This is a genomic window from Phenylobacterium sp. (assembly GCF_046463815.1).
GTDB lineage: Bacteria > Pseudomonadota > Alphaproteobacteria > Caulobacterales > Caulobacteraceae > Phenylobacterium.
In genome coordinates this window covers 32,360-52,693 of record NZ_JBKBRO010000024.1, presented here as the reverse complement: position 1 = coordinate 52,693, position 20,334 = coordinate 32,360, and the positions used below count along the sequence as shown (strand labels likewise).

Here is a 20,334-nt window from a genome sequence, read left to right as displayed (position 1 = left end):
CGGCCCCGCTGGCGGCGGGGGTAACTTGCAATACGGTACTGACTATGCGAGCTGTCGTGAAGATCGACAGCGAGGAGGATCAGCGCCGTGCTTCCCAGCCCGCCCGAGCGCGTCGCCGAATACCGTCGGAAGGGATGGTGGCGGGGCGAAACCGTCGACTCGCTGCTGCGCAAGGCCGTGGCGGCGCGCGGGGCCGAGGAGGCGCTGGCGGACGCGCCCAATCGGGAGGCCCTGGTGGGCTCCGCGCCCCGGCGGCTGACGTGGGCGCAGGTGGACGCCCAGGTCGACGCCCTGGCGCACGCCTTCTCGGCCCTCGGCGTCGGGCGCGGCGACGTGGTGGCGACGCAGCTTCCGAACCTGGTGGAGGGCGTGCTGGCCTTCCTCGCCTGCGCGCGTATGGGGGCGATCCTCAGCCCGATCGCCATCGCCTACCGCGGCCATGAGCTGCGCCAGATCCTGCCGACCGTGCGGGCGAAGGTCTATCTGACCGTGGGCCCGTTCCACGGCTGCGACCATGCCGCCATGCTGGCCGAGCTGAAGCAGGAGGGGGTGACGGCGGCCGAGATCGTCACGCTCGGAGCCGAGGCCCCCGCGGGCGTGCGCACGCTGGACGCGCTGCTGGCCGCCGCCCCGGCCGGGCCCTATCCCACGCCGGCCGACCTCGACGCCGCCGAGGCGCTGACCATCTGCTGGACGTCCGGCACCGAGGCCGCGCCCAAGGGCGTGCCGCGCCACCACGACCAGTGGGTGGTGAATGGCGAGGCGCTGGTGGAAGCGGCCGGCCTGCGCACCGGCGACACGGTGCTGAACCCCTTCCCCCTGATCAACATCGCCGCCATCGGCGGCATGGTGATGACCTGGCTGCTCTGCAAGGGTCGCCTGGTCCAGCACCACCCGTTCGACCTGCCGATCTTCGTGCGCCAGCTTCAGGATGAGGGCGTCGCCTATACCGTGGCTCCGCCGGCGGTGCTCAACATGCTGCTGCAGAACGAGGCGCTGCTGGCGGCCGCCGACCTGTCCAACCTGCGCTGCCTGGGCTCGGGCTCGGCGCCCCTGGCGCCCTGGATGGTGGCCGGCTGGCAGGCGCGGTACGGCGTGACGGTGATGAACGTCTTCGGGTCGAACGAGGGCGCCTCGCTCTTCTCCACCGGGGACGCCATCCCGGACCCCGAGCAGCGGGCGCGCTTCTTCCCCCGGTTCGGCGTCGAGGGCATCGACTGGCCGGCCGCGTTCCCGGCCAAGATCCGGACGCGGCTGGTCGACCCCGACACCGGCGAAGAGGTCACGGTTCCCGGCGTCCGGGGCGAGCTGCGCATCGCCGGCGCCATGACCTTCGACGGCTACTACGAGGCCCCGGAGGTCACCCGGGCCGCCTTCGACGAGCAGGGCTTCTTCCGCACCGGGGACCTGTTCGAGATCGCCGCCGAGGGGGAGGGCCGGTTCTACCGGTTCGTGGGGCGGTGCAAGGAGATCATCATCCGGGGCGGGCAGAACATCTCGCCTGCCGAGCTGGACGTGCTGATCGAGGGCCATCCCAAGGTGCGGGAGGGCGCCTGCGCGGCCTATCCGGACGAGCGGCTGGGCGAGCGGGTCTGCGCATTCGTGGCGCTGCGACCGGGGGAGACGCTGACGCTGGAGGAGCTCAACGCCCACCTCAAGGCCCACGAGATCGCCACCTACAAGCTGCCGGAACGGCTGGAGGTCGTGGAGGCCTTGCCCAGGAACGCCCTGAACAAGGTCCTGCGGCGGGAGCTGGGCCGGCTCCTCCCTGCCTAGCCGCCGCTTGCGCGGGGCGGGCTGCTTGCATAGTGGTACCGCTCCGGCCGACGATGCGACGCAGCCGGAGGAGCGCGCCCGATCGATGACCTCGCCGAAGTTCATCCGCACCTGTTCGATCTGGCGGGCGCTCGAGGTGGTGGGCGACACCTCGGTGCTGCTGATCCTGGAAGCGAGCTGGATCGGCGCGCGGCGCTTCGACGAGTTCCGGACCCGCACGGGACTCCTGCAGGCGCGGCTCAGCGACAAGCTGAAGAAGCTGGTGGCCGCCGGCGTGCTGGAGAAGCGGCTCTATTCCGAGACGCCGCCGCGCTTCGAGTACCACATGACCGCCAAGGGCCGGGACCTCTACTGGCCAGCCCTGATGATGCTGCGCTGGGAGCGGCGCTGGAGCTCGCCCGAGGGCAAGCTCCAGCTCACCCTGCGCCACAAGACCTGCGGCCACGCCTTCGAGCCGACGCCGACCTGCCTGAAATGCGGCGACGAGATCAGCGCCCGCGACGTGGACTGGGCCGAGGGGCCGGGGGTGGGCTGGATGGCCGCCCGCTACAGCCGCCGCCGCCAGCAGCGCCACGCCGCGGTCAACGCGCACGGCCTGATGGTCGACGTGGCCCAGATCACCGGCGACCGCTGGGCGAGCCTGGTGCTGCGCTCCATCTTCACCGGCCTGCGCCGTTTCGACGAGATCCAGCGCGACACGGCCATCGCCACCAACATCCTGTCCGAACGGCTGTCCTGGCTGACCGCCCAGGGCGTCATCCGCACCCACGACCTGGGCGGGCGGCGGTTCGAATACCGCCTGACCGAGAAAGGCATCGACTACTACCCGGTGCTGCTGATGCTGCTGCAATGGGGCGACAAGTACTACGTCTCGCCCGAGGGGCCGCCGCTGCTGCTGCGCCACAAGGCCCACGGCCACGACCTGGAGCCGGCGGTGACCTGCTCCTGCTGCGGCCAGCCCGTCGAGCCGCACGCCGTGGAGTTCGAGCTCGTCGAGCCAGAGGCCGGTCGTCGGCTGCAGCCGGCCTGAAGTCACTTTCATAACGATACGGTCTGGGGTAAGCCTGTCCGGGGGGAGGCCGCCGCATGACCTATCGCGTGATCCAGTGGGCCACCGGCGCCATGGGAAAGTCGTGCCTGCGGGCGGTGATCGACCATCCCGCGATGGAACTGGTGGGCCTCTACGTCTACGGCGACGACAAGGCGGGCCGGGACGCGGGCGACATCGCCCGCCGCGCGCCGGTCGGCGTCGTCGCGACCCGCGATGTGGAGGAGATCCTGGCCCTGGACGCCGACGCGGTGATCCACTGCGCGCGGCTCGCCCCGCCCTACGGCTCGCACGACGCCGACATCCTGCGGCTGCTGGCCTCGGGCAAGAACGTCATCAGCATCAACGGCTACAGCCGCCCGTCGTACTGGACGGGCGCGCGGCGCGAGGCGCTGGAGGCGGCCTGCCGGGCGGGCGGGACGAGCCTGATGGCCGCGGGCCTCAATCCGGGCTTCGCGGGCGAGCAGATCGCCGTGGTCGCCACGGGCGTCTGCCAGGCCCTGGACCATGTGGAGGTGGTGGAGAGCGTCGACTGCCGGGCCATGCGCAACCCGGACTACGTCTTCCGCATCCTGGGCTTCGGCGCGGACCCCGCGACCTTCGACCCCAACCACCCCGCCTGGGGACCGGCCAGCGCGCTCAACGGCATGTACGAGGAGGTCCTGGCCGCCATGGCCGAGCACCTGCGCCTGCCGCTCGACGAGGTCCGCACCGACCACCGCGTCCATGCGGCCACGCAGGACATCGCCATGGCCGCGGGCGTGATCCCGCGGGGCCGCCTCGCCCATGTGAACTGGCGCTGGAACGGCCTCGTCGGCGGCGAGCCCAGGCTCACCATGTCGATCCACTGGTGGATGGAAGAGGCGCACCTGGACGCGCCCGACCCGCCGCTCTGGCGCGTCCGCGTGAAGGGCCATCCCGGCGTCCGCCTCAGCATCGACCTGGAGAAGCGGGAGGGGGACACGACGCCGACCTCGGCCGAGCAGCTCGGCGTCGCCGGCGCCGTGCTCAACGCCATCCCCCATGTCGTCGCCGCCCCGCCCGGGCTCGTGACCCGGCCGCTGGCCACGCCGTTCAGGGGCGACCTTTGGGCCGACCTTTGGAACGACCTCGCGCACGCTTGATCGGCGCGTCTTCGCCAGGTTACTTGCATAACGATACGTTGTATGGATGATCGCCCTCGGGAGGAACGGATGATGCGCGCTGGAGAGACCGACCTGACGGGGCGGGTCGTGATCGTGACCGGGGCCGGCAAGGGCCTGGGGCGCGCCTACGCCCTCGACCTGGCCGCGCGCGGCGCCAGCGTGGTGGTCAACAACCGCTGGAGCGACCGGAGCCAACCGCCCAGCGCCGAGACGGTGGCCGCCGAGATCACGGCCCGCGGCGGGCGGGCGGTGGCCAACCTCGACAGCGCCGAGGACCCGGCGAGCGGCCAGCGCCTCGTCGACCAGGCGCTGGAGGTCTTCGGCCGCCTGGACGGCGTGGTCTCGAACGCCGGCGTACCCGAGACCCAGCGCCTGCATCGCCAGACCCGCGAGGGCTTCCGGCGCATCTTCGACATCAACTTCTTCGGGGCCTTCGACCTGGTCCACGCCGCCTGGCCGGTGCTCTCCAAGAATGGAGGCCGGATCGTGGTCAGCGCCTCGTCGGCCGGCCTGCACGGCGGCGACGGCATGGCGGCCTACGCCTCGTCCAAGGCCGCGCTGATCGGCCTGGTCCGGGGCCTGGCCACCGAAGGCCGCCCGCGCAACGTCCTGATCAACGCCATCGCCCCCTATGCGGTGACCGCCATGACCGAACAGCACCTGGCCCCGGGCCTCGCCGAGCGGATGGACCCGGCCGACGTGGCGCCGCTGGTTTCCTGGCTGGTCAGCGAGGCGTGCGACGTCACCGGCCAGACGCTGGTCTCGGGCGGCGGGCGCCTGCGGATCGCCACGGCGGTGGAGGGCCAGCCGGTCAGCCTGAAGGGCCCCATCGGCCCGGCCGTGCACGCCGCCATGCGGGCCGAGCCGCGCGAGGCCTACCCGGATTCCCACACGGCCTTCGCGGCCTTCATGGACGGCCGCCCGGCGCTGGCCGCCACCCCCGCATAACCCGGACGAGGACACCATGGTCTATATTCTTGGCGGCTGGCAGTCGGACTTCTCCCAGAACTGGGCCCGTCGGCAGATGGACTTCGCCGACGCCTTCGCCGAGGCGGTGGGCGAGGGCCTGGCCGCCGTCGACCTGGAGCCCAAGGACATCGACACCGGCCACGTCGGCAACTTCGTGGGCGACCTGTTCGCCGGCCAGGGGCTGCTGGGCGGCTTCTTCGGCCTGGTGCATCCGGACTTCGACGGCATGCCGACGGCCCGTCACGAGGCGGCCTGCGCCTCGGGCAGCGTGGCGATCCTGGCGGCCACCGCCGAGATCGAGGCCGGCCGCTACGACACCGCCTGCGTGGTGGGCATCGAGATGATGCGCAACGTCTCGGGCCAGACGGCGGCCGAGAACCTGGGCGCGGCGGCCTGGGCCGGCCACGAGTTCCAGGACGCCACCTACCTGTGGCCGCGCGCCTTCTCGGACCTGGGCGAGGAGTACGGCCGCCGCTACGGGCTGAAGTACGAGCACCTGATGCGGATCGCCGAGATCAATTTCGCCAACGGCCGCCGGAACCCCAACGCCCAGACCCGCCAGTGGACCTTCAACGACAAGAGCTTCACCGCCGACGACGAGGCCAACCCTGTCATCGAGGGGATGATCCGCAAGAACGACTGCGGCCAGGTCACGGACGGCTCGGCCGTGATCTTCCTGGCCTCGGAAAAGGCCGCCAAGACCTACGCCGACCGGCGCGGGATCGCGCTGGAGAGCCTGCCGCGCATCAAGGGTTGGGGTCACACCTCGGCGCCGATCAGCTACGAGCGGAAGGTCCGCGCCAGCCGGGACGAGCCCTACATCTTCCCGCGCGTGAAGCAGGCGATCGACGCCGCCCGCAGCCGGGCCGGGGTGGCCGACATCTCCGAGCTGGACGCCGTCGAGACCCACGACTGCTTCACGACCACCGAATACATGGCCATCGAGCACCTGGGACTCACCGCGCCGGGCGAGGCGTGGAAGGCGGTTGAGGACGGCTCGATCGAGATCGGCGGGCGCCTGCCGATCAATCCGTCCGGCGGCCTGATCGGCCTGGGCCATCCCGTCGGCGCGACGGGCGTGCGGATGGCGCTCGACGCCTTCAAGCAGGTGACCGGCCGGGCCGGCGACTACCAGGTCGAGGGCGCCAAGACGGTCCAGACGCTGAACATCGGCGGCTCGACCACCACGACGGTCAGTCTCGTGGTGGGCGTCTGATCGTGGCCGACAGCGCCCTGGCCGAGGTGAAGGCGCCGTTCCGCGAGGCGCATCTCATGCCCGTGGACCTGGAGGTCGAGCGCCGCGCCGACGGGGCGGTGCTGATCGCCTCGCGGATTCCGCTCAAGCCCTACGACCCCAACATCCCGGCGGCGTTCGCACGGCGGGCCGCGGCCTCCGCCGACAAGCCCGCGATGGCGCAGCGGGGGGCGGACGGGGCGTGGGTCTTCCGGTCCTACGGCGAGCTCAAGCGGGAGATGGACGCGGCCACGGAATGGCTGCTGCGCGAGGCGCCCGACGGTCCGGTCCTGATCCTGGCGGGCAACACCCCGGCCTTCGCGGTCATGAGCTTCGCGGCCCAGGCGGCGGGGCGGGCGGCCTGTCCGGTCAGCGTGACCTACGCCGCCCTGGGCGGCGATTACGGCCGGCTGGCGCATGTGGTGAACAAGGTCAGGCCCGGCGTCGTCTTCGCCGAGGACACGCGCGCGACCAAGGGCGCGCTGGAGGCCCTGGACCTGGCCGGGGCGAAGATCGTCACGGGCGATCCGTCGCGGCTCTCCAAGCCCGCCGTGGCCTACGCCGACGTTCTGGCGACGGCGCCGACCGAGGCGGTGGCGCGGTCCATCGCCCGCCTGGGGCCGCAGGACCGCGCGGCCCTCATGCTGACCTCGGGCTCGACCGGCCTGCCCAAGGTGGTGCCGATCACCTTCGACAACCTGATGGCCAACTCCACCCAGTGCCAGCAGACCATCGGCCAGGCGGCGGGCTGGCACGACGTGATGCTGGACTGGCTGCCCTGGCACCACGCGGCGGGCGCCTTCGTCCTGCGGACGACGCTGCTGGAGGGGGGAACGCTCTACATCGACGACGGCAAGCCGGCGCCGGGCCTGTTCGAGGCCTCGATCCGGAACCTGCGCGAGATCCCGGTCAGCTACTTCAACAACGTGCCGCTCGGCTACGCCATGCTGACCGAGGCGCTGGAGAAGGACGCCGAGCTCCGCAGCACCTTCTTCCGCAAGATGCGGCTGATGCTGTACGGCGGCGCGGGCCTGCCGCAGACGGTGCTGGACCGGCTGCAGGCCGCCGCGGTCGCCGAGACCGGCTGCCGGATCATGATGACCAGCGGCTACGGCATGACCGAGACGGTCTCGGCCTTCATGGTCATCCACTTCGAGACGGACCAGGTGGGCATCGGCCTGCCGGCGCCCGGCGCGACGGTGAAGCTGGTCCCGGTGGGCGACCGCTACGAACTGCGCGTGCGCGGGCCGAACGTGACCGCGGGCTACCTGGACGATCCCGAGAAGACCGCCGCGGCCTTCGACGAGGAGGGCTTCTACCGCACGGGCGACCTCGTGACCTTCCACGATCCCGCGGACCCGGCGAAGGGGCTGGCGTTCTCGGGCCGCGCGGCCGAGGAGTTCAAGCTGTCGAGCGGGGCCTGGGTCTATGGCGGTTCGCTCCGCGACGGCCTCCTCAAGGCGCTCTCGCCGCTGGTGACGGACCTGGTGCTCTGCGACGACGGCCGGCCTTATCTCGGCGTGATGCTCTGGGCGCAGGCGGGCGCCGAGCCGGACGAGATCGCCCGGCGCCTGGCGGCCTTCAACGCCGGCCAGCACGGCAGCGCGGCGCGGGTGAAGCGGGCCCTGCTGCTCGCCGAGCCGCCCAGCGCCAACGCCCACGAGATCTCGGACAAGGGCACCATCAACCGCCGCGCGGTCATCGACCGCCGGGCCGGGGAGGTGGCGCGTCTCTACGCCGAGACTCCGGACGACGGCGTCATCGTCCTCTGACGTTCAGCGCCGGGTGTGGGGCGTCCATTCGGCGCCGGCCTCGGCGTAGTCGGCGCTGAACCAGCGGGGATAGCCGTGCAGGGTCTGGCCGCCGTCGGCCAGGAGTTCGGCGCCGGTGACGTAGCCGGCCTCGTCGCCGCAAAGAAAGACGGCCAGCCCGGCGATGTCCTCGGGTCTTCCCAGGCGGCCCACGGGCGTGTTGGAGACCGCGTCGGCGCGCACGGCGGGGTCGTCGATCAGCGACTTCGTCATGGCCGTCTCGATGATCCCTGGCAGCACCAGGTTCACTCGGATGCGCCAGACCCCGAGTTCGGAGGCCAGCGACCTCGCCAGCATCCGCACGCCGGCCTTGGATGCGGCGTAGGCGCCCAGCAGGTCGCAGATGTGCGTGGCCGCCGTCGAGGCGGTGAAGACGATCGCCCCGCCGCGCTCCCCGTCCCGCATCAGCCGCGCGGCGCCCTGGGCCATCAGGAAACCGCCGTTGAGGTTGACGTCCACATGCTTGCGCCACTGGTCGAACGGCAGGTCGATCAGCGCCCCGTAGCGGCCGTAGCCGGCGTTGAGGAAGGCGGCGTCCAGGCGGCCGAACCGATCCCGCACGGCGGCGAAGAGGCCGTCCACGGCGGCGGGGTCCGACTGGTCGCAGGCGTAGGCCAGCACCTCGCCGCCGGATTCGCGGACCGTGGCGGCCACGGCTTCGAGCGCGTCCGCCCGCCGGTCGGTGACGACGACGCTCGCGCCGGCGCGCGCGAAGGCCGCCGCCGCGGCCGCGCCGATGTCGCCCGCCGCCCCGGTGACCAGGGCCGTCCTGCCGCTGAAACCGCCCATCCCGTTCCTCCAGGTGTTTTCGCTTGCCGCGTGTTGGCGGCGGACATTAACTTGCATAGAAAGACTGTCAAATCGGTCCGAAGGATTCCGGGGGGAGTCCGCGGGCGTTACAGGGGGAGGTTCGCGTGCCTGACTTTGTGGTGATCCTGGCGGTGAACGCCGCCGTGATCCTGGGGGTTTTCGTGCTGGCCTGGGCCATCTGCGTGGCCCAGCGGGACGTTACCCCGGTGGACAGCCTGTGGGGCCTGGGCATGGGTGTCGTGGCCATCTCGACCTTCCTGCAGACCGGCGGGGGAACCGAGCGGCGAATGGTGCTGACCGCCATCTGCGTGGCCTGGGCGGTGCGGCTGGGCGGCTACATGCTGTGGCGCTGGCGCGACCACGGGCCCGACGGCCGTTACGTGCGGCTGCTCGACAAGGCCAAGGCCGAGCGCGGCTGGGGCTACGGCTACGCGGCCTTCCGCCTGGTGTTCATGCTGCAGATGCCGCTGCTGTGGCTGGTCTGCCTGCCGGTGCAGCTCGGGCAGGTCGAGGCCGAGCCCGCGACCCTGGGGGCCCTGGGGATCGCCGGCGCCGTCCTGGCGGTCTTCGGCCTGCTGTTCGAGAGCCTGGCCGACTGGCAGCTCGTCCGTTTCCGGAAGAACCCCGCCAACGCCGGGCAGGTGCTGGACAAGGGCCTTTGGCGCTACACGCGCCACCCCAACTACTTCGGCGACGCCTGCGTCTGGTGGGGGCTCTGGCTGGTGGCGGCCGAGACGCACCTGGGCCTGTTCGCGGTCGTGGGGCCGATCTACCTCGTCTACACCCTGACCCGCTGGAGCGGGATGCCGACAGTCGAGGGGCGGATGCGCCGCCGCAAGCCCGCCTACGAGGACTACGTCCGCCGGACCTCGGCCTTCATCCCCTGGCCGCCCAAGCCGCCCGAGGCCGCCTAGGTCCACGAGAGAACGCACATGTCCTTGTCTGCCCATATCGCCGGGCGCCTGCGCCTGCCGGCCATCGCCGCCCCCATGTTCCTGGTGAGCGGGGTCGAGATGGTGCTGGCCGCCTGCAAGGCCGGGATCATCGGCTCTTTCCCCGCCAACAACGCCCGCACGCTCGAAGAGCTCGACCGGTGGATGGAGACGATCAACGCGACGCTTCCCGGCGACGCGCCGCCCTGGGCGATGAACATCATGGTCCACCGGTCCTACGCCCGCTGGGAGGAGGAGCTGGAGCTGGTGCTGAAGCACCGGCCGCCTATCGTCATCACCGCCCTGGGCAGCCCCTCGGCGGTGGTCGACGCGATCCACGGCTACGGCGGCCTCGTCTTCGCCGACGTCAACTCCCTGACCTTCGCCCGCAAGGCGGCGGCGACGGGCGTCGACGGCCTGATCCTGGTGGCGTCGGGGGCCGGGGGTCACACCGGTCCCATCTCGGGCTTCGCCTTCGCGCCGGCCGTGCGCGAGTGGTTCGAGGGGACGCTGGTCCTGGGGGGCGGCATAGGCTCGGGCCGGGCGATCCGCGCCGCCCAGATGCTGGGCGCCGACCTCGCCTACCTGGGCACCCGGCTGATCGCCTGCGAGGAGAGCCTGGCGGTGCCCGGCTACAAGCAGATGCTGGTGGAGGCCACGGCCGAGGACATCGTCACCTCGGCGGCGCTCACGGGCATGCCGGCCAACTGGCTGAAGGCCAGCCTGCTGGCCGCCGGCTACGACGCCGAGGGGCTGAAGTCCAAGGCCGAGATCAACCTCGGCCGGCCCGAGGACGCCGCCAAGCGCTGGCGCGACGTCTGGTCCGCCGGCCATGGGGCGGGGCAGGTGAAGGCGATCGAGCCCCTGGCCGCCATCGTCGACGACCTGGCGGCCGACTACGCGCGGGCCGGCGCGGCGAGCTGAGGCGCGCTTGACAACGCCCCGGCCAATTCCGAAGGGTCGGCGGCGCAGCCGAGGCGACATGGCCGAATCCCCCATTTCCGAAACGCCGCCGCCGACCCAGCTCGTCCAGGCCAACTCCGCCACCCGCGCCCTGAACATCCTGGGCGACCGCTGGACGCTGATGATCCTGTACCTGGCGTTCCAGCGCGTGCGCCGCTTCGACGAGTTCCAGGGCCGCATCGGCGTGGCCCGCAGCCTGCTCGTCGACCGCCTGCGCCGCCTGCAGAAGGCCGGCGTCCTGGAGAAGGCGCGCTACCAGGAGCGACCGGTGCGGGAGGAGTACCACCTCACCGAGATGGGCCGCGACCTCTACAGCCTGGCCCTGATGATCATCCGCTGGGAAAAGCGCTGGTTCTACGACCCGGCCAATCCGGCCCATCGCCTGGTCCACGACTGCGGGCGCGAGTTCACGCCCGAGTTCCGGTGCCGGTGCTGCGGCGAGCTGGTCGGCCCCCGGGACGTCTGGGTGGAGGAGGGGCCGGGCGCGGGACTCGAACCGTCCCTGCCGCCGCGCGCCCAGCGGCGCTCGACCGTGCCCGCCGACGCCCTGAACCAGGGCAACCCGATGCTGGACCGGGCCTTCCAGGTGCTGGGCGACCGGTGGACGAGCCATGTGATCGCCTCGGCCTTCCTGGGCAGGCGGCGGTTCAACGATTTCCAGTCGGCCCTGGGCGTGGCGCCCAACATCCTGGCAGACCGCCTGACCCGGCTGGTCGACCTGGGGGTGCTGCGCAAGGAGCTCTACCAGCAGCGGCCCGACCGCTGGGAGTACCGGCTGACCGACGAGGGCCGCGACCTCTATCCGCTCATCGCCGAGCTGAACCGCTGGGGCGACCGCTGGCTGGACGGCGGCAAGGGCCCGCCGCTGATCACCCATCACCGGCCCTGCGGCCACGTGCTGGAGGGCAAGATCACCTGCGACCAGTGCCACGAAGAGGTCACGGCGTTCAACGTGACCCCGGCCCTGGACGGCTGATCGCGCCTATCGGGCGACCGGCCGGGAGATCATCTCCTGGACCTCGGGCGTCATCGGCTTGCCGGCCTTCATGTCGGCGCTGATCCGGCCGTCGAAGTACTCGCGCCATTCGCTGACCAGCAGGCCGCGGAACTCCAGGCTGCCGGCGTAGGGGATGGCCACGTGCTGGCCGGTGGTCAGACGGAACTCGTCGACGCCTTCCATGAAGAGGCGGGTTTCGTTCTCGGCGTGGTCGAAGATCCGCCAGCGGTTGCTGCCGGGCTCGATCACCGCCTTCATCCTTTGCAGGGCCTCGCGCATGGCCGCCTTGCCCCGGATGGCGGGCGCGTAGCCGGACGAGTTGCGCCAGACGATGTCGTCGGTGACGTGGGCCAGGACGCCTTCGACGTCCTGCGCCTTCCAGGCGGCGATGATCGCCTCCAGGACGGGATAGAGGCGCGGCATGGCGGTCTTCTCCTCGGCGAGGGCGGGCCCGGCGGCGAGAGCTCCGGCGGCGGTCAGCAGGGCGCGGCGGTCGACAGGCATGGGCGGGATCATCCAAGGCTGGGGCGGTCGAGCAGTTCGAGAACCTGGCGGGTGAAGGGGCGGCCGGCCTTCTGGTCGGCGGCGACGCCGAGATCCACGTAGTCCCGCCAACCCACGATGAGGTCGCCGCGGAAGTCGAGCACGCCGGCGTAGGGTGTGGCGACCCGATGGCCTTCGGGCGTGCGGTAGTCGTCGACGCCTTCGACGAAGAGGCGGTCGGCCGTCTCGGCATGGGCGAAGATGCGCCACGCCACGCCGTGCATGTCGGCCAGGAAGCGGTCCAGGAGCTTGCGGGCGGCGGCCTTGCCCCGCACCGGCGGCATGGCGGCGGCGGCGTAGTGCCAGACGATGTCGTCGGCCATGAAGGCCAGCACGCGCTCCACGTCGCGGGCCTGCCAGGCCTCGATCACCTGCGTAAGGATTGCGAAACGGCGGCCCATGGAAAGCTCGCAAGGGAAAAAGGAAAGGGCCGGGCGGCTCGCGCCGCCCGGCCCAGGGGCGCCCTAGAAGGATGCCGACAGTTCGATGCCGTAGGTGCGGGGATTGCCGAACGACGACATCTCTTCCTGGAAGAACGGGATGATGTTGGTCCGGTAGACGGTGTTGGCGAGGTTCTTGCCGTAGACCGAGACGCTCCAGGGGCTGTCGGGCGGGGTCAGGGTGATCCGGCCGTCCAGGATGCCGTAGCTCTCTTCCCAGGTGGTGTTCTCGGGCGCCCAGGGCATCTTGCCCTGGTAGCGATAGCTGAGGCGGGCCGAGAGGGCGTCCTCCCACGAGCCGACGCCGGTGGTGACCTCGGCCCCGATCGCGCCCTGCCACCGGGGCGTCCGCTGCATGCGGTTGCCCGAGTTGTCCACCCCGGCGAAGACGAAGGTGTCGTATTCGGCGTGCACGTAGCTGCCGCTGGCCCAGGCGCGGAGCCAGCGCGTGGGGGCCACCTGCACGTCGGTCTCGACGCCCTTGATCGTGGCGCCCGGCGCGTTGCTGATCACGTTGCAGAGGCAGGAAGCCAGGGTCTGCTGAACCTGCAGGTCCTTGTACTTCATGTAGAACACGGCCGTGTTCCAGCGGACCTGGCGATCCATGAACTCGGTCTTGTAGCCGGCCTCGTAGTTGGTGACCGTCTCGGGATTGTAGGGCGTGGACGCGGCGAAGGCGTTGGACGCGCTGTTCTGGAAGCCGCCGCCCTTGAAGCCGCGCGAGACCGTCAGATAGGCCATGTTCTGGTCGTCGGGCGTCCAGCGCAGGGTGGCCTGCGGCGTCAGCTCCTTCCAGGAGTCGCCGTAGGCGGTGGCGAAGTTGGTCGTGAGCGGCGTCAGCGGCGCCGTGTCGTTGGGGTTCAGCCGGTCGCCGGTGGCGACGATGATGCCGCGCTGGAAGCCGTACTTCTTGTCCTTGGTGTAGCGGGCGCCGACGTCGAGCTTCAGGGTGTCGGTGAGCTTGAAGCCCACCTGGGCGAACACCGCCAGGTCGCGGTTGTGGCCGTGGTCGTCCCAGTGGCTCTCGCCCGAGAGGGTCGGCAGGACTGTCGATTCACCCCAGTAGCGATTGTACTGGTGGACGTTGGTCTTCTGATAGTAGGCGCCGACCAGCCAGTCGAAGCGGCTCTCGGTGTTCGTCGAGGCCAGCCGCACCTCCTGCGAGACCTGGTTCATGCCCTCGATGAAGTTGACCGGCTCGGCGAAGAGCAGCGGCGCGGCCACGTTGTAGCCGTTGGCCGGGCCGAGGCCCGTCTGGTCGTACAGCGTGAACGAGTGATTGTGGCGGTAGCCGGTGACGCTGGAGAGGCGGATGGTCTCGGTGAGGTCCTTATCGACCTTGGCGATGATGCTGTAGGTCTCGTGCCGCGCGCCCTGGGGCGTGGGGGCTGCGTCGCCCTTGAACAGCGGCCAGATCGGCAGGCTCTCGTCCCGGTCGAGGCCGCCCGGACGAAGCGCGTCGATCAGCGCGCGGGTGCCGGACCACGGCGTGAAGCTGGCCGGCAGCGTCTTGCTCTTCAGGCCGACACGATGGATGCCGTCGTTGCTGTCCTTGGCGTAGTCCACGATGAGCTGGGCGCGCAGGTCGCTCCCGTCCGGCTGGTAGAGCAACTGGGCCCGGGCCTGGGTGGAGTCGAGGTTCTCCAGGTCGGTGTTGTGGAGGATGTCCTTGTAATAGCCGCTGTGGTTGATGGTCTGGAACGACACGCGCCCCGCCAGGCCCTCGGCGATCGGCCCGGTGATGTAGCCGTTGGTCTGCCGCAGGTCGTAGTTGCCCAGTGCGACGGTGACCTTGCCCGAGGCGTCGAAACTCGGGGCGTTGCTGATGATGTTCACCGCCCCGCCGGCCACGTTCTTGCCCAGCAGCACGCCCTGCGGCCCCCGCACCACCTCGACGCGCGAGATGTCGTAGAAGGCCGAGTTCAGGTTGCCCGATCGGCTCACGAAGACGTCGTCGACGAAGGTCGAGACCGACTGGTCGGCGGTGGGCGAGCTCAGGCGGGTGTTCACCACCCCGCGGATGTTGATCTCGAACGACTGGGGCGAGTTCGCCGTGAACGAGATGCCGGTCATGGTGTTGGCCAGGTCCTGGAGCGTCAGGACGCGGTCCTTGGCCAGCGTCGCGCCGGTGACCGCCGTGATGGCGAGCGGCGCGGACTGGACGTTCTCCTCGCGCTTCTGGGCGGTGACGATCAGCTCCTCGAGCTGTGCGGCGGGCGCGTTGTCGGCCGCAAGGGCCGGCGCCGCGAGGCCCAGTCCGGCGAGCAGGGCGATAGCAGAAGCGGTGTGCTGAAGATTCACAGGTGGTCTCCCCCTTAGCCCCGCCTTGCGGCGCGAGGCCCCTTTTGCATTGGTCCATCGAACGGAAGGACGTCGGAAACGGAGGGCGCCGCGGCCGGGATACGCCTTTTCCGAAGGCGCGAACGTCGCGCGGATGGCTTGCATAACGTCATCGACGCGATGCGAGCATCACCCACGCAGAGGCGTCACACCCTCAGGCGCTCCAGCTCCACATCCTCCCAATTACTCGTTCTGTTTCTGTAGTTTACTGGTTCGAGCGTAGGCGTAAGGTTTGCGTCTCGTCAAGCAAGTCACCTTCTCCGCTGGTCGCCCCCTGAGGCCTCCCGGCCCCGACGGCGGCTACGGATGAAAGCAGCAGAAAAGGACTTGCCAGCAGTTCGTACGGTTATGCAAGTTAAAAGACATTCAGGGTGGAGACGCCGGACCATGGCCACGAACTTGACCGACGAACAGAAGATCGCGCTGGGCCGGGAGATGGCCGAGGCGTGGCGCGCGATGGACTGGCGCAAGGTGGCCGACATGTTCGCGCCCGACGGCGTGCTGCACTCGATGATGGTGGAGCCGGTCGTGGGCCGGGAGGCGGTCTACAGGCGCGTGGCGGGCCTCGCCGACGGGCTGGAGCGGATCACGCTCCAGATCCACCACATCGGCGTGATCGACGGCCTGCTGTTCATGGAACGGACCGACGAGTTCACCATCCGCGGCAAGGCGGGCTCCGCGCCGGTGGTGGGCGTGCTGGAATTCGACGGGCCGCTCATCAAGACGTGGCGCGAATACTACGACCGGGCGCACCTCCTGAAGGCCATGGGCCTCGTGGAGGATTTCGACGCCAAGACGCGCTGAGCCAGGCCTCCGCTCCCGCGGCGGCCTCGCCGGGGCGGCGCCTAGCGGCCGAATGGGCGGAGCTCGGCCGAACGGGCGGAGTCCAGGTACTCGTCGAGGCGGGTGATCACGCCGTTCTCGACCTTCACCACGACGCAGGCGTCCATGGCCCACCGCCGGCCGTCCGGCAGGGTGGCCTCCAGCACGTGCTGCTGCAGGAAGCCGTCCGGCAAGGCCTCGCGGCGCAGGACGCGGTAGTGGCGGTCGGGGAGGGTGCGGATGAACCAGTCCAGCACCTTCATGTTCTGATCGACGGTCTGTTCGATCCCGTCGGTGTTGTGCCAGAGCTTGGCGTCGGGCGCGTAGCAGGCCCGGACGGCGGCGGTGTCGCCCGCCTGGATCGCCGAGACGAACCGTTCGGCGAAGTCGAGGTGTTCCTGAGGCGTCATCGGGCGCGCTCCTATCGGCCGGTGGTCACGCGCTCGCCCGAGAGCGAGCGGCGCATCTGCAGTTCGAAGCCCGCGGGATCGCGCGCCAGGTTGGCGCGGACGTCGATGGCCATGAAGTCCGTATCCACCTCGGTCGCCCCCTTGCGGATGGCCTTCAGCCCGGCCTCGGCGATGGTGGCGGGCGTCTCCTTGAAGCCTTCCACGTGGCTGGCCATGCGGGTGTCGACCGAGCCCACGATCAGGGCCGTGACCGAGGTGTTCTGGCCCGCCAGCTCTGCGCGCAGGCAGGTCGACATGGCCCGGCCCGCGAACTTGGACGGGCTGTAGCCGCCCATGCCGGGCACGGCCACGATGCCCCCGGCCGACAGCACGTTGGCGATGGCGCTTTCCCTGTGGCGGCCGAGGATCGGCGCGAAGGCCCGGCACATGGCCAGAGGGCCGAAGTAGTTGACCTCCATCTCGGCGCGGGCCGCCGACAGGTCGGGGGCCTTGAGGAGCGTCTGCATCGCGAAGAGGCCGGCATTGTTCACCAGGATGCTGACGTCCTGGCATTGCGCGGCCGCCGCCTCGATCTGCTCGGGCTTGCTCACGTCCAACTGAACGGCGACCACACGCGGGTCCTCGTCGACGAGATGGCGGGCGTTGGCCACGTCGCGCGCGCCGACGTAGACCTTGGCCGCCCCGGCCGCCAGGAAGGCGCGGACGAAGGCTTCGCCGATCCCGCGGTTGCCGCCCGTGACGAGGGCGACGCTGTCCTTGATCTCCATGATGTCGGCCTCAGTCAGCGATGAAGCCGTCGCGGATGAAGGCGCGGTCGGCCCAGACGGAATGCGTTCCGCTGGAGATCTTGTGGGGCAGGGCGATGCGGCAGACGGGACCGTCGTCGAAGCGCTTGCAGTCGATGAGGATGCACTCCGAGGTCTGGTTGTTCTCGTCGATGATGAAGCTCACCAGATAGCCGTCGTCCTCGTCCTTCGCGCCGACGCGCGGCGCGAACGGCGACTCGCTGGCGTAGCGGCCCTCGGGCAGGGTCACCTCCCAGGATTCGCCGGTTTCCAGGTCGTGCTTCACGAAGCCCTTGAACAGGAACCAGCCGGGCTTGGTCGTCGTGGAGTAGGCGTAGCGGTAGGGCTTGCCGGCGTAGCGCTGGTTGAACATCCCGAACTCCAGGATGCGGTCGTCCAGGTGGCGCTCGGTGGTCTCGCCGGTCTTCAGGTTGAAGCGCCAGCGGTGCAGCTTGGGCCGGAAGCTGTGCTCGTCCAGGAAGGCCATCATGTGGCCCAGGCCCTCGGGCGCGTCGGGCAGCGGCCGCGGCGTGGGGTTCTCCTGGAAGTAGCCGTCCATGACGATCTCGTCGCCGTCCTCGTAGGCGTTCAGGAAGTGCAGGACGTAGGTGGGGTCGGCCTCGAACCACCTGATGTCCGACGGCTGGCCGTAGCGCGGGATCACCGCGAACCGCGACGGAAGGCCGGGATGCAGGCGGACCGCGTGGATGTTCCGCTTCAGGAGCTCCTCGTCCCAGAATACCGGCAGGTCGTTGAGGATCGAGTAGTTGGCGGTGAACGCCATGTCGTGCGGCAGGCGCGGCCCCGGCAGCGCCACCGGCACGTAGTGGACCCGCTTCCCGTGCCGGTCGACCACGCCGTAGTGCATGTAGGGCGCGTGCTTGGAATAGTTGAAGAACAGGAGCTCGCCGGTCGCCTCGTCGATCTTGGTGTGGGCCGAGACGCCGTCCAGGGGCGCCCAGCTCGCCACGCCGCCCTGCTCGAGGGTCTCGGGATCGAGCCAGTAGGCCTCGCCGCACTGGTAGAAGGTGGAGACGATCCGCCCGCCGTGGACGACCACGTCGGTCGAGGAGGCGTCCTTCAGCCCGCCATGGGCCCCGAAGCCGGGGCGTAGGGAGACGCCCGGCCCGTCCGCGAGGCCGCCCCACAGCGCATGGCCTGCCTCCTGTTCGGCCTCGAAGCCGCGGGTGCGGACGAAGCGGTTGCGGTAGTCCGCCTTGCCGTCCTTGAAGCTGATCATGTGCAGCATCCCGTCGCCGTCGAAGGGATGGTGCCGGCCCAGCGGCTGCTGCGCCGGGTTCTCGGTGTTGCGGACATAGACGCCGTCGATGTCGGACGGAATGGCGCCCTCGATCACCTCCAGGTCGGTGGCGTTCACCTCCTCGTGCTGGGGGGTCCAGGGGCCGCTCAGGTAGGGGTGGTTGCTCGGAAGCAGCGAGACCCGCACCGGCGGCAAGCGCTCCATCTTCATCCAGGCTCTCCGAAGGCTCGATCGGCGGCCGGATCGGCGCGCCCTTGAATTCACCCTAGCACCATGGTCTTGTTGTGCAAGTGACTAGTGGCGGCGCCGGAAACAGGCGACCGCCGGAACATGGAGAGCCCCGTCGGGGGCGGGGGGAAACTCATGAAAGCGTTCACGATGGCCGTCGCGGCCCTGGCCGTGCTTCTCGCGCCGGCGCCGGCCCTGTCCGCCGACACGGATGCGGGCCGGATCGCGGTGGTGAAGGAGATGATCGCCGCCTGGAAGGCCGCCGACTGGCGCAAGGTGGGCGACCTGTTCGCCGAGGACGGGGTGCTGCACTCGATGATGATCGAGCCGGTTAAGGGCCGCGAGGCGATCTACCAGCGCATCGCCGCCCTGGGCGAGGGCGCGCCGGACGGCGTGATCCTGGACGTGTCGCACATGGGGGTGATCGACGGCCTGGTGTTCATCGAGCGGGTGGACCGCTTCACCTACAAGGGCAAGCCGGGCGCCGTGCCGGTGGTGGGCGTACTGGACGTCCAGGACGGCAAGGTGAAGGTCTGGCGCGAATACTACGACCGCGCCCAGCTCCTGAAGGAGATGGGCGTCTCGGAGCACTAGACACGTTCGAGGACCACGGCGGCGCCGACGCCGACGCCGCCCGTGGCCACCGCCAGACCGGTCTCGGCGTCGAGCTGGGCCATGTCGTCCAGCAGGGTGGTGGTCAGCACGGCGCCGGTGGCGCCCATGGGATGGCCCATGGCCAGGTGGCCGCCGTTGGGGTTCACGCGCTCCATGTCGGGCGCGTGGCGGCGCTCGAACAGCGCGGGGACGGCGGCGAAGGCCTCCATGAACTCCACGGCGCCCATGTCCTTGAGGTCGAGGCCCGCCCGCCCGAGCGCCTGCTGCATGGCGCTGAAGCCGGCGGTGAGCTGCAGCACCCGGTCGCCGGCAGTCTCTCCGAAGGCGCGTATCCTGGCGAGCGGCGTCAGGCCCAGCGCGCGGCCGGCCTCCAGCGCGCCCAGCAGGACCATCGCCGCCCCGTCCGAGATCGGCGGGCAATGGGCGACCGAATGCAGATGCCTGACCTCGGACAGGCCCGGACGGTGGGCCAGCAGGATGTCGTCGTAGCCGGCCGCGCCGGGCGCGGCGAACACCGGCCCGAGCTTGGCGAGCGCCGCCCCGTCCCCGAAGTCACGGATGTTCTCGTCGCGCGCCAGCACGACCTGGCCGTCGTCGTCCGTCACCGGGATCACCCGGCCGTCGTAGCGGCCCGCCGCCCAGGCGGCCGCCGCCCGGCGGTGGGAGCGTAGCGTGACGGCGTCCATCTCGGCCCGCGTCACGCCCTCGGTCGTCGCCAGCAGGTCGGCGGCCAGGCCGACCGGCGCCCAGCCCATCCGCGCGGCCATGCCCATGTCGGTGTAGAAATCTGCCTCGTCGGCGAGGAACGGCGTCTGCGACATGCTTTCGACTCCGCCCGCGAGGGCGAGGTCCACCTGGCCGCATTCCACCCGCCGCGCGGCGTCGGCGATCGCGCTCAGGCCCGAGACGCAGAAGTTGTTGATCGTCAGGCACGCGACCTCGTCCGGCAGTCCCGCCTGGATGCGGGCCGACAGCGCGATGTGGCCGCCCTGGACGCCGGTCTGGGTGACGCAGCCGAGGGTGAGATGGCCGGCCGCCGCGACGGCTTCGTCGCCATTGCGGCGCGCCAGGGCCCGCAACAGTTGCCCGACCAGCCGGGCCGGCTTCACCCTGGCGAGGGACCCGTCCGGCCGGCCCTTGCCGCGCGGCGTGCGCACGGCGTCGAAGATATAGACCGGCATCGCACTCCTCCCCACCCCGAGTCA

19 protein-coding genes are annotated in these 20,334 nt (G+C 70.6%); 11 read left to right on the top strand and 8 right to left on the bottom strand.

What is annotated here, in order from left to right; translation table 11 throughout:
• The first annotated feature begins 87 nt into the window (after positions 1-87).
• The 6 genes from ACK4TT_RS15645 (at position 88) to ACK4TT_RS15620 (ending at position 7,944) form a co-directional block, all read left to right on the top strand.
• The gene (locus ACK4TT_RS15645) at positions 88-1,776 is read left to right on the top strand and encodes a class I adenylate-forming enzyme family protein (protein ID WP_409639762.1); all 1,689 of its coding nucleotides are present in this window, start codon (positions 88-90) and stop codon (positions 1,774-1,776) included.
• 85 nt (positions 1,777-1,861) lie between these two features.
• Complete coding sequence (locus ACK4TT_RS15640) at positions 1,862-2,806, top strand: winged helix-turn-helix transcriptional regulator (protein ID WP_409639765.1); 945 nt, start codon at positions 1,862-1,864, stop codon at positions 2,804-2,806.
• Between the two features lie 56 nt (positions 2,807-2,862).
• Positions 2,863-3,948 (top strand): hypothetical protein, encoded by a 1,086-nt coding sequence (locus ACK4TT_RS15635; protein ID WP_410213370.1) that lies wholly within the window; start codon positions 2,863-2,865, stop codon positions 3,946-3,948.
• 72 nt (positions 3,949-4,020) lie between these two features.
• On the top strand, positions 4,021-4,917 hold the full coding sequence (locus ACK4TT_RS15630; RefSeq protein ID WP_410213369.1) for an SDR family NAD(P)-dependent oxidoreductase: 897 nt from the start codon (positions 4,021-4,023) through the stop codon (positions 4,915-4,917).
• A gap of 16 nt (positions 4,918-4,933) precedes the next feature.
• Positions 4,934-6,154: an acetyl-CoA acetyltransferase gene (locus ACK4TT_RS15625; RefSeq protein ID WP_409639774.1), complete on the top strand. Its 1,221-nt coding sequence runs from the start codon at positions 4,934-4,936 to the stop codon at positions 6,152-6,154.
• A 2-nt stretch (positions 6,155-6,156) separates the two neighbouring features.
• Complete coding sequence (locus ACK4TT_RS15620; RefSeq protein WP_410213368.1) at positions 6,157-7,944, top strand: AMP-binding protein; 1,788 nt, start codon at positions 6,157-6,159, stop codon at positions 7,942-7,944.
• A 3-nt stretch (positions 7,945-7,947) separates the two neighbouring features.
• Here ACK4TT_RS15620 and ACK4TT_RS15615 read toward each other — a convergent pair whose 3' ends face one another.
• Positions 7,948-8,772 carry an SDR family NAD(P)-dependent oxidoreductase gene (locus tag ACK4TT_RS15615; RefSeq protein ID WP_410213367.1) on the bottom strand — a complete coding sequence of 275 codons (825 nt, stop codon included), beginning with the start codon at positions 8,770-8,772 and terminating at the stop codon, positions 7,948-7,950.
• Between the two features lie 125 nt (positions 8,773-8,897).
• Between ACK4TT_RS15615 and ACK4TT_RS15610 the strand changes: the two genes are divergently transcribed.
• Genes ACK4TT_RS15610 through ACK4TT_RS15600 form a run of 3 tightly spaced genes read left to right on the top strand, consistent with a single transcriptional unit; the run spans position 8,898 to position 11,664 of the window.
• On the top strand, positions 8,898-9,707 hold the full coding sequence (locus ACK4TT_RS15610; protein WP_410213366.1) for a DUF1295 domain-containing protein: 810 nt from the start codon (positions 8,898-8,900) through the stop codon (positions 9,705-9,707).
• Between the two features lie 18 nt (positions 9,708-9,725).
• Complete coding sequence (locus ACK4TT_RS15605; RefSeq protein WP_409639786.1) at positions 9,726-10,649, top strand: NAD(P)H-dependent flavin oxidoreductase; 924 nt, start codon at positions 9,726-9,728, stop codon at positions 10,647-10,649.
• A gap of 58 nt (positions 10,650-10,707) precedes the next feature.
• Positions 10,708-11,664 carry a winged helix-turn-helix transcriptional regulator gene (locus ACK4TT_RS15600; RefSeq protein WP_410213365.1) on the top strand — a complete coding sequence of 319 codons (957 nt, stop codon included), beginning with the start codon at positions 10,708-10,710 and terminating at the stop codon, positions 11,662-11,664.
• A 6-nt stretch (positions 11,665-11,670) separates the two neighbouring features.
• Here ACK4TT_RS15600 and ACK4TT_RS15595 read toward each other — a convergent pair whose 3' ends face one another.
• From ACK4TT_RS15595 to ACK4TT_RS15585, 3 genes are all read right to left on the bottom strand, one after another.
• Entirely contained in the window at positions 11,671-12,189 is a 519-nt protein-coding gene (locus ACK4TT_RS15595; RefSeq protein ID WP_410213364.1) for a nuclear transport factor 2 family protein, read from the bottom strand.
• 8 nt (positions 12,190-12,197) lie between these two features.
• Complete coding sequence (locus tag ACK4TT_RS15590; protein ID WP_409639794.1) at positions 12,198-12,629, bottom strand: nuclear transport factor 2 family protein; 432 nt, start codon at positions 12,627-12,629, stop codon at positions 12,198-12,200.
• 63 nt (positions 12,630-12,692) lie between these two features.
• A complete protein-coding gene (locus ACK4TT_RS15585) occupies positions 12,693-14,969 on the bottom strand; it encodes a TonB-dependent receptor (RefSeq protein WP_409639797.1) in 2,277 nt (758 codons plus the stop codon).
• Between the two features lie 426 nt (positions 14,970-15,395).
• Between ACK4TT_RS15585 and ACK4TT_RS15580 the strand changes: the two genes are divergently transcribed.
• Positions 15,396-15,812 (top strand): nuclear transport factor 2 family protein, encoded by a 417-nt coding sequence (locus tag ACK4TT_RS15580; protein WP_409639799.1) that lies wholly within the window; start codon positions 15,396-15,398, stop codon positions 15,810-15,812.
• 41 nt (positions 15,813-15,853) lie between these two features.
• Here the strand turns inward: ACK4TT_RS15580 and ACK4TT_RS15575 are convergent, their stop codons facing one another.
• From ACK4TT_RS15575 to ACK4TT_RS15565, 3 genes are read right to left on the bottom strand one after another with little or no spacing between them, the layout of a single operon-like run.
• Positions 15,854-16,240 carry a nuclear transport factor 2 family protein gene (locus ACK4TT_RS15575; RefSeq protein ID WP_409639802.1) on the bottom strand — a complete coding sequence of 129 codons (387 nt, stop codon included), beginning with the start codon at positions 16,238-16,240 and terminating at the stop codon, positions 15,854-15,856.
• A gap of 11 nt (positions 16,241-16,251) precedes the next feature.
• Positions 16,252-17,007 carry an SDR family oxidoreductase gene (locus ACK4TT_RS15570; RefSeq protein ID WP_409639804.1) on the bottom strand — a complete coding sequence of 252 codons (756 nt, stop codon included), beginning with the start codon at positions 17,005-17,007 and terminating at the stop codon, positions 16,252-16,254.
• A gap of 10 nt (positions 17,008-17,017) precedes the next feature.
• Positions 17,018-18,496: a carotenoid oxygenase family protein gene (locus ACK4TT_RS15565; RefSeq protein ID WP_409639807.1), complete on the bottom strand. Its 1,479-nt coding sequence runs from the start codon at positions 18,494-18,496 to the stop codon at positions 17,018-17,020.
• Between the two features lie 153 nt (positions 18,497-18,649).
• Here ACK4TT_RS15565 and ACK4TT_RS15560 point away from each other — a divergent pair, with 153 nt between their 5' ends.
• Positions 18,650-19,108 carry an SgcJ/EcaC family oxidoreductase gene (locus ACK4TT_RS15560; RefSeq protein WP_409639810.1) on the top strand — a complete coding sequence of 153 codons (459 nt, stop codon included), beginning with the start codon at positions 18,650-18,652 and terminating at the stop codon, positions 19,106-19,108.
• On the opposite strand, the gene ACK4TT_RS15555 is transcribed toward ACK4TT_RS15560, so the two are convergent.
• Entirely contained in the window at positions 19,105-20,310 is a 1,206-nt protein-coding gene (locus ACK4TT_RS15555; RefSeq protein ID WP_409639813.1) for an acetyl-CoA C-acyltransferase, read from the bottom strand. The two genes, ACK4TT_RS15560 and ACK4TT_RS15555, sit on opposite strands and share 4 nt — an antisense overlap.
• Positions 20,311-20,334: the final 24 nt, after the last annotated feature.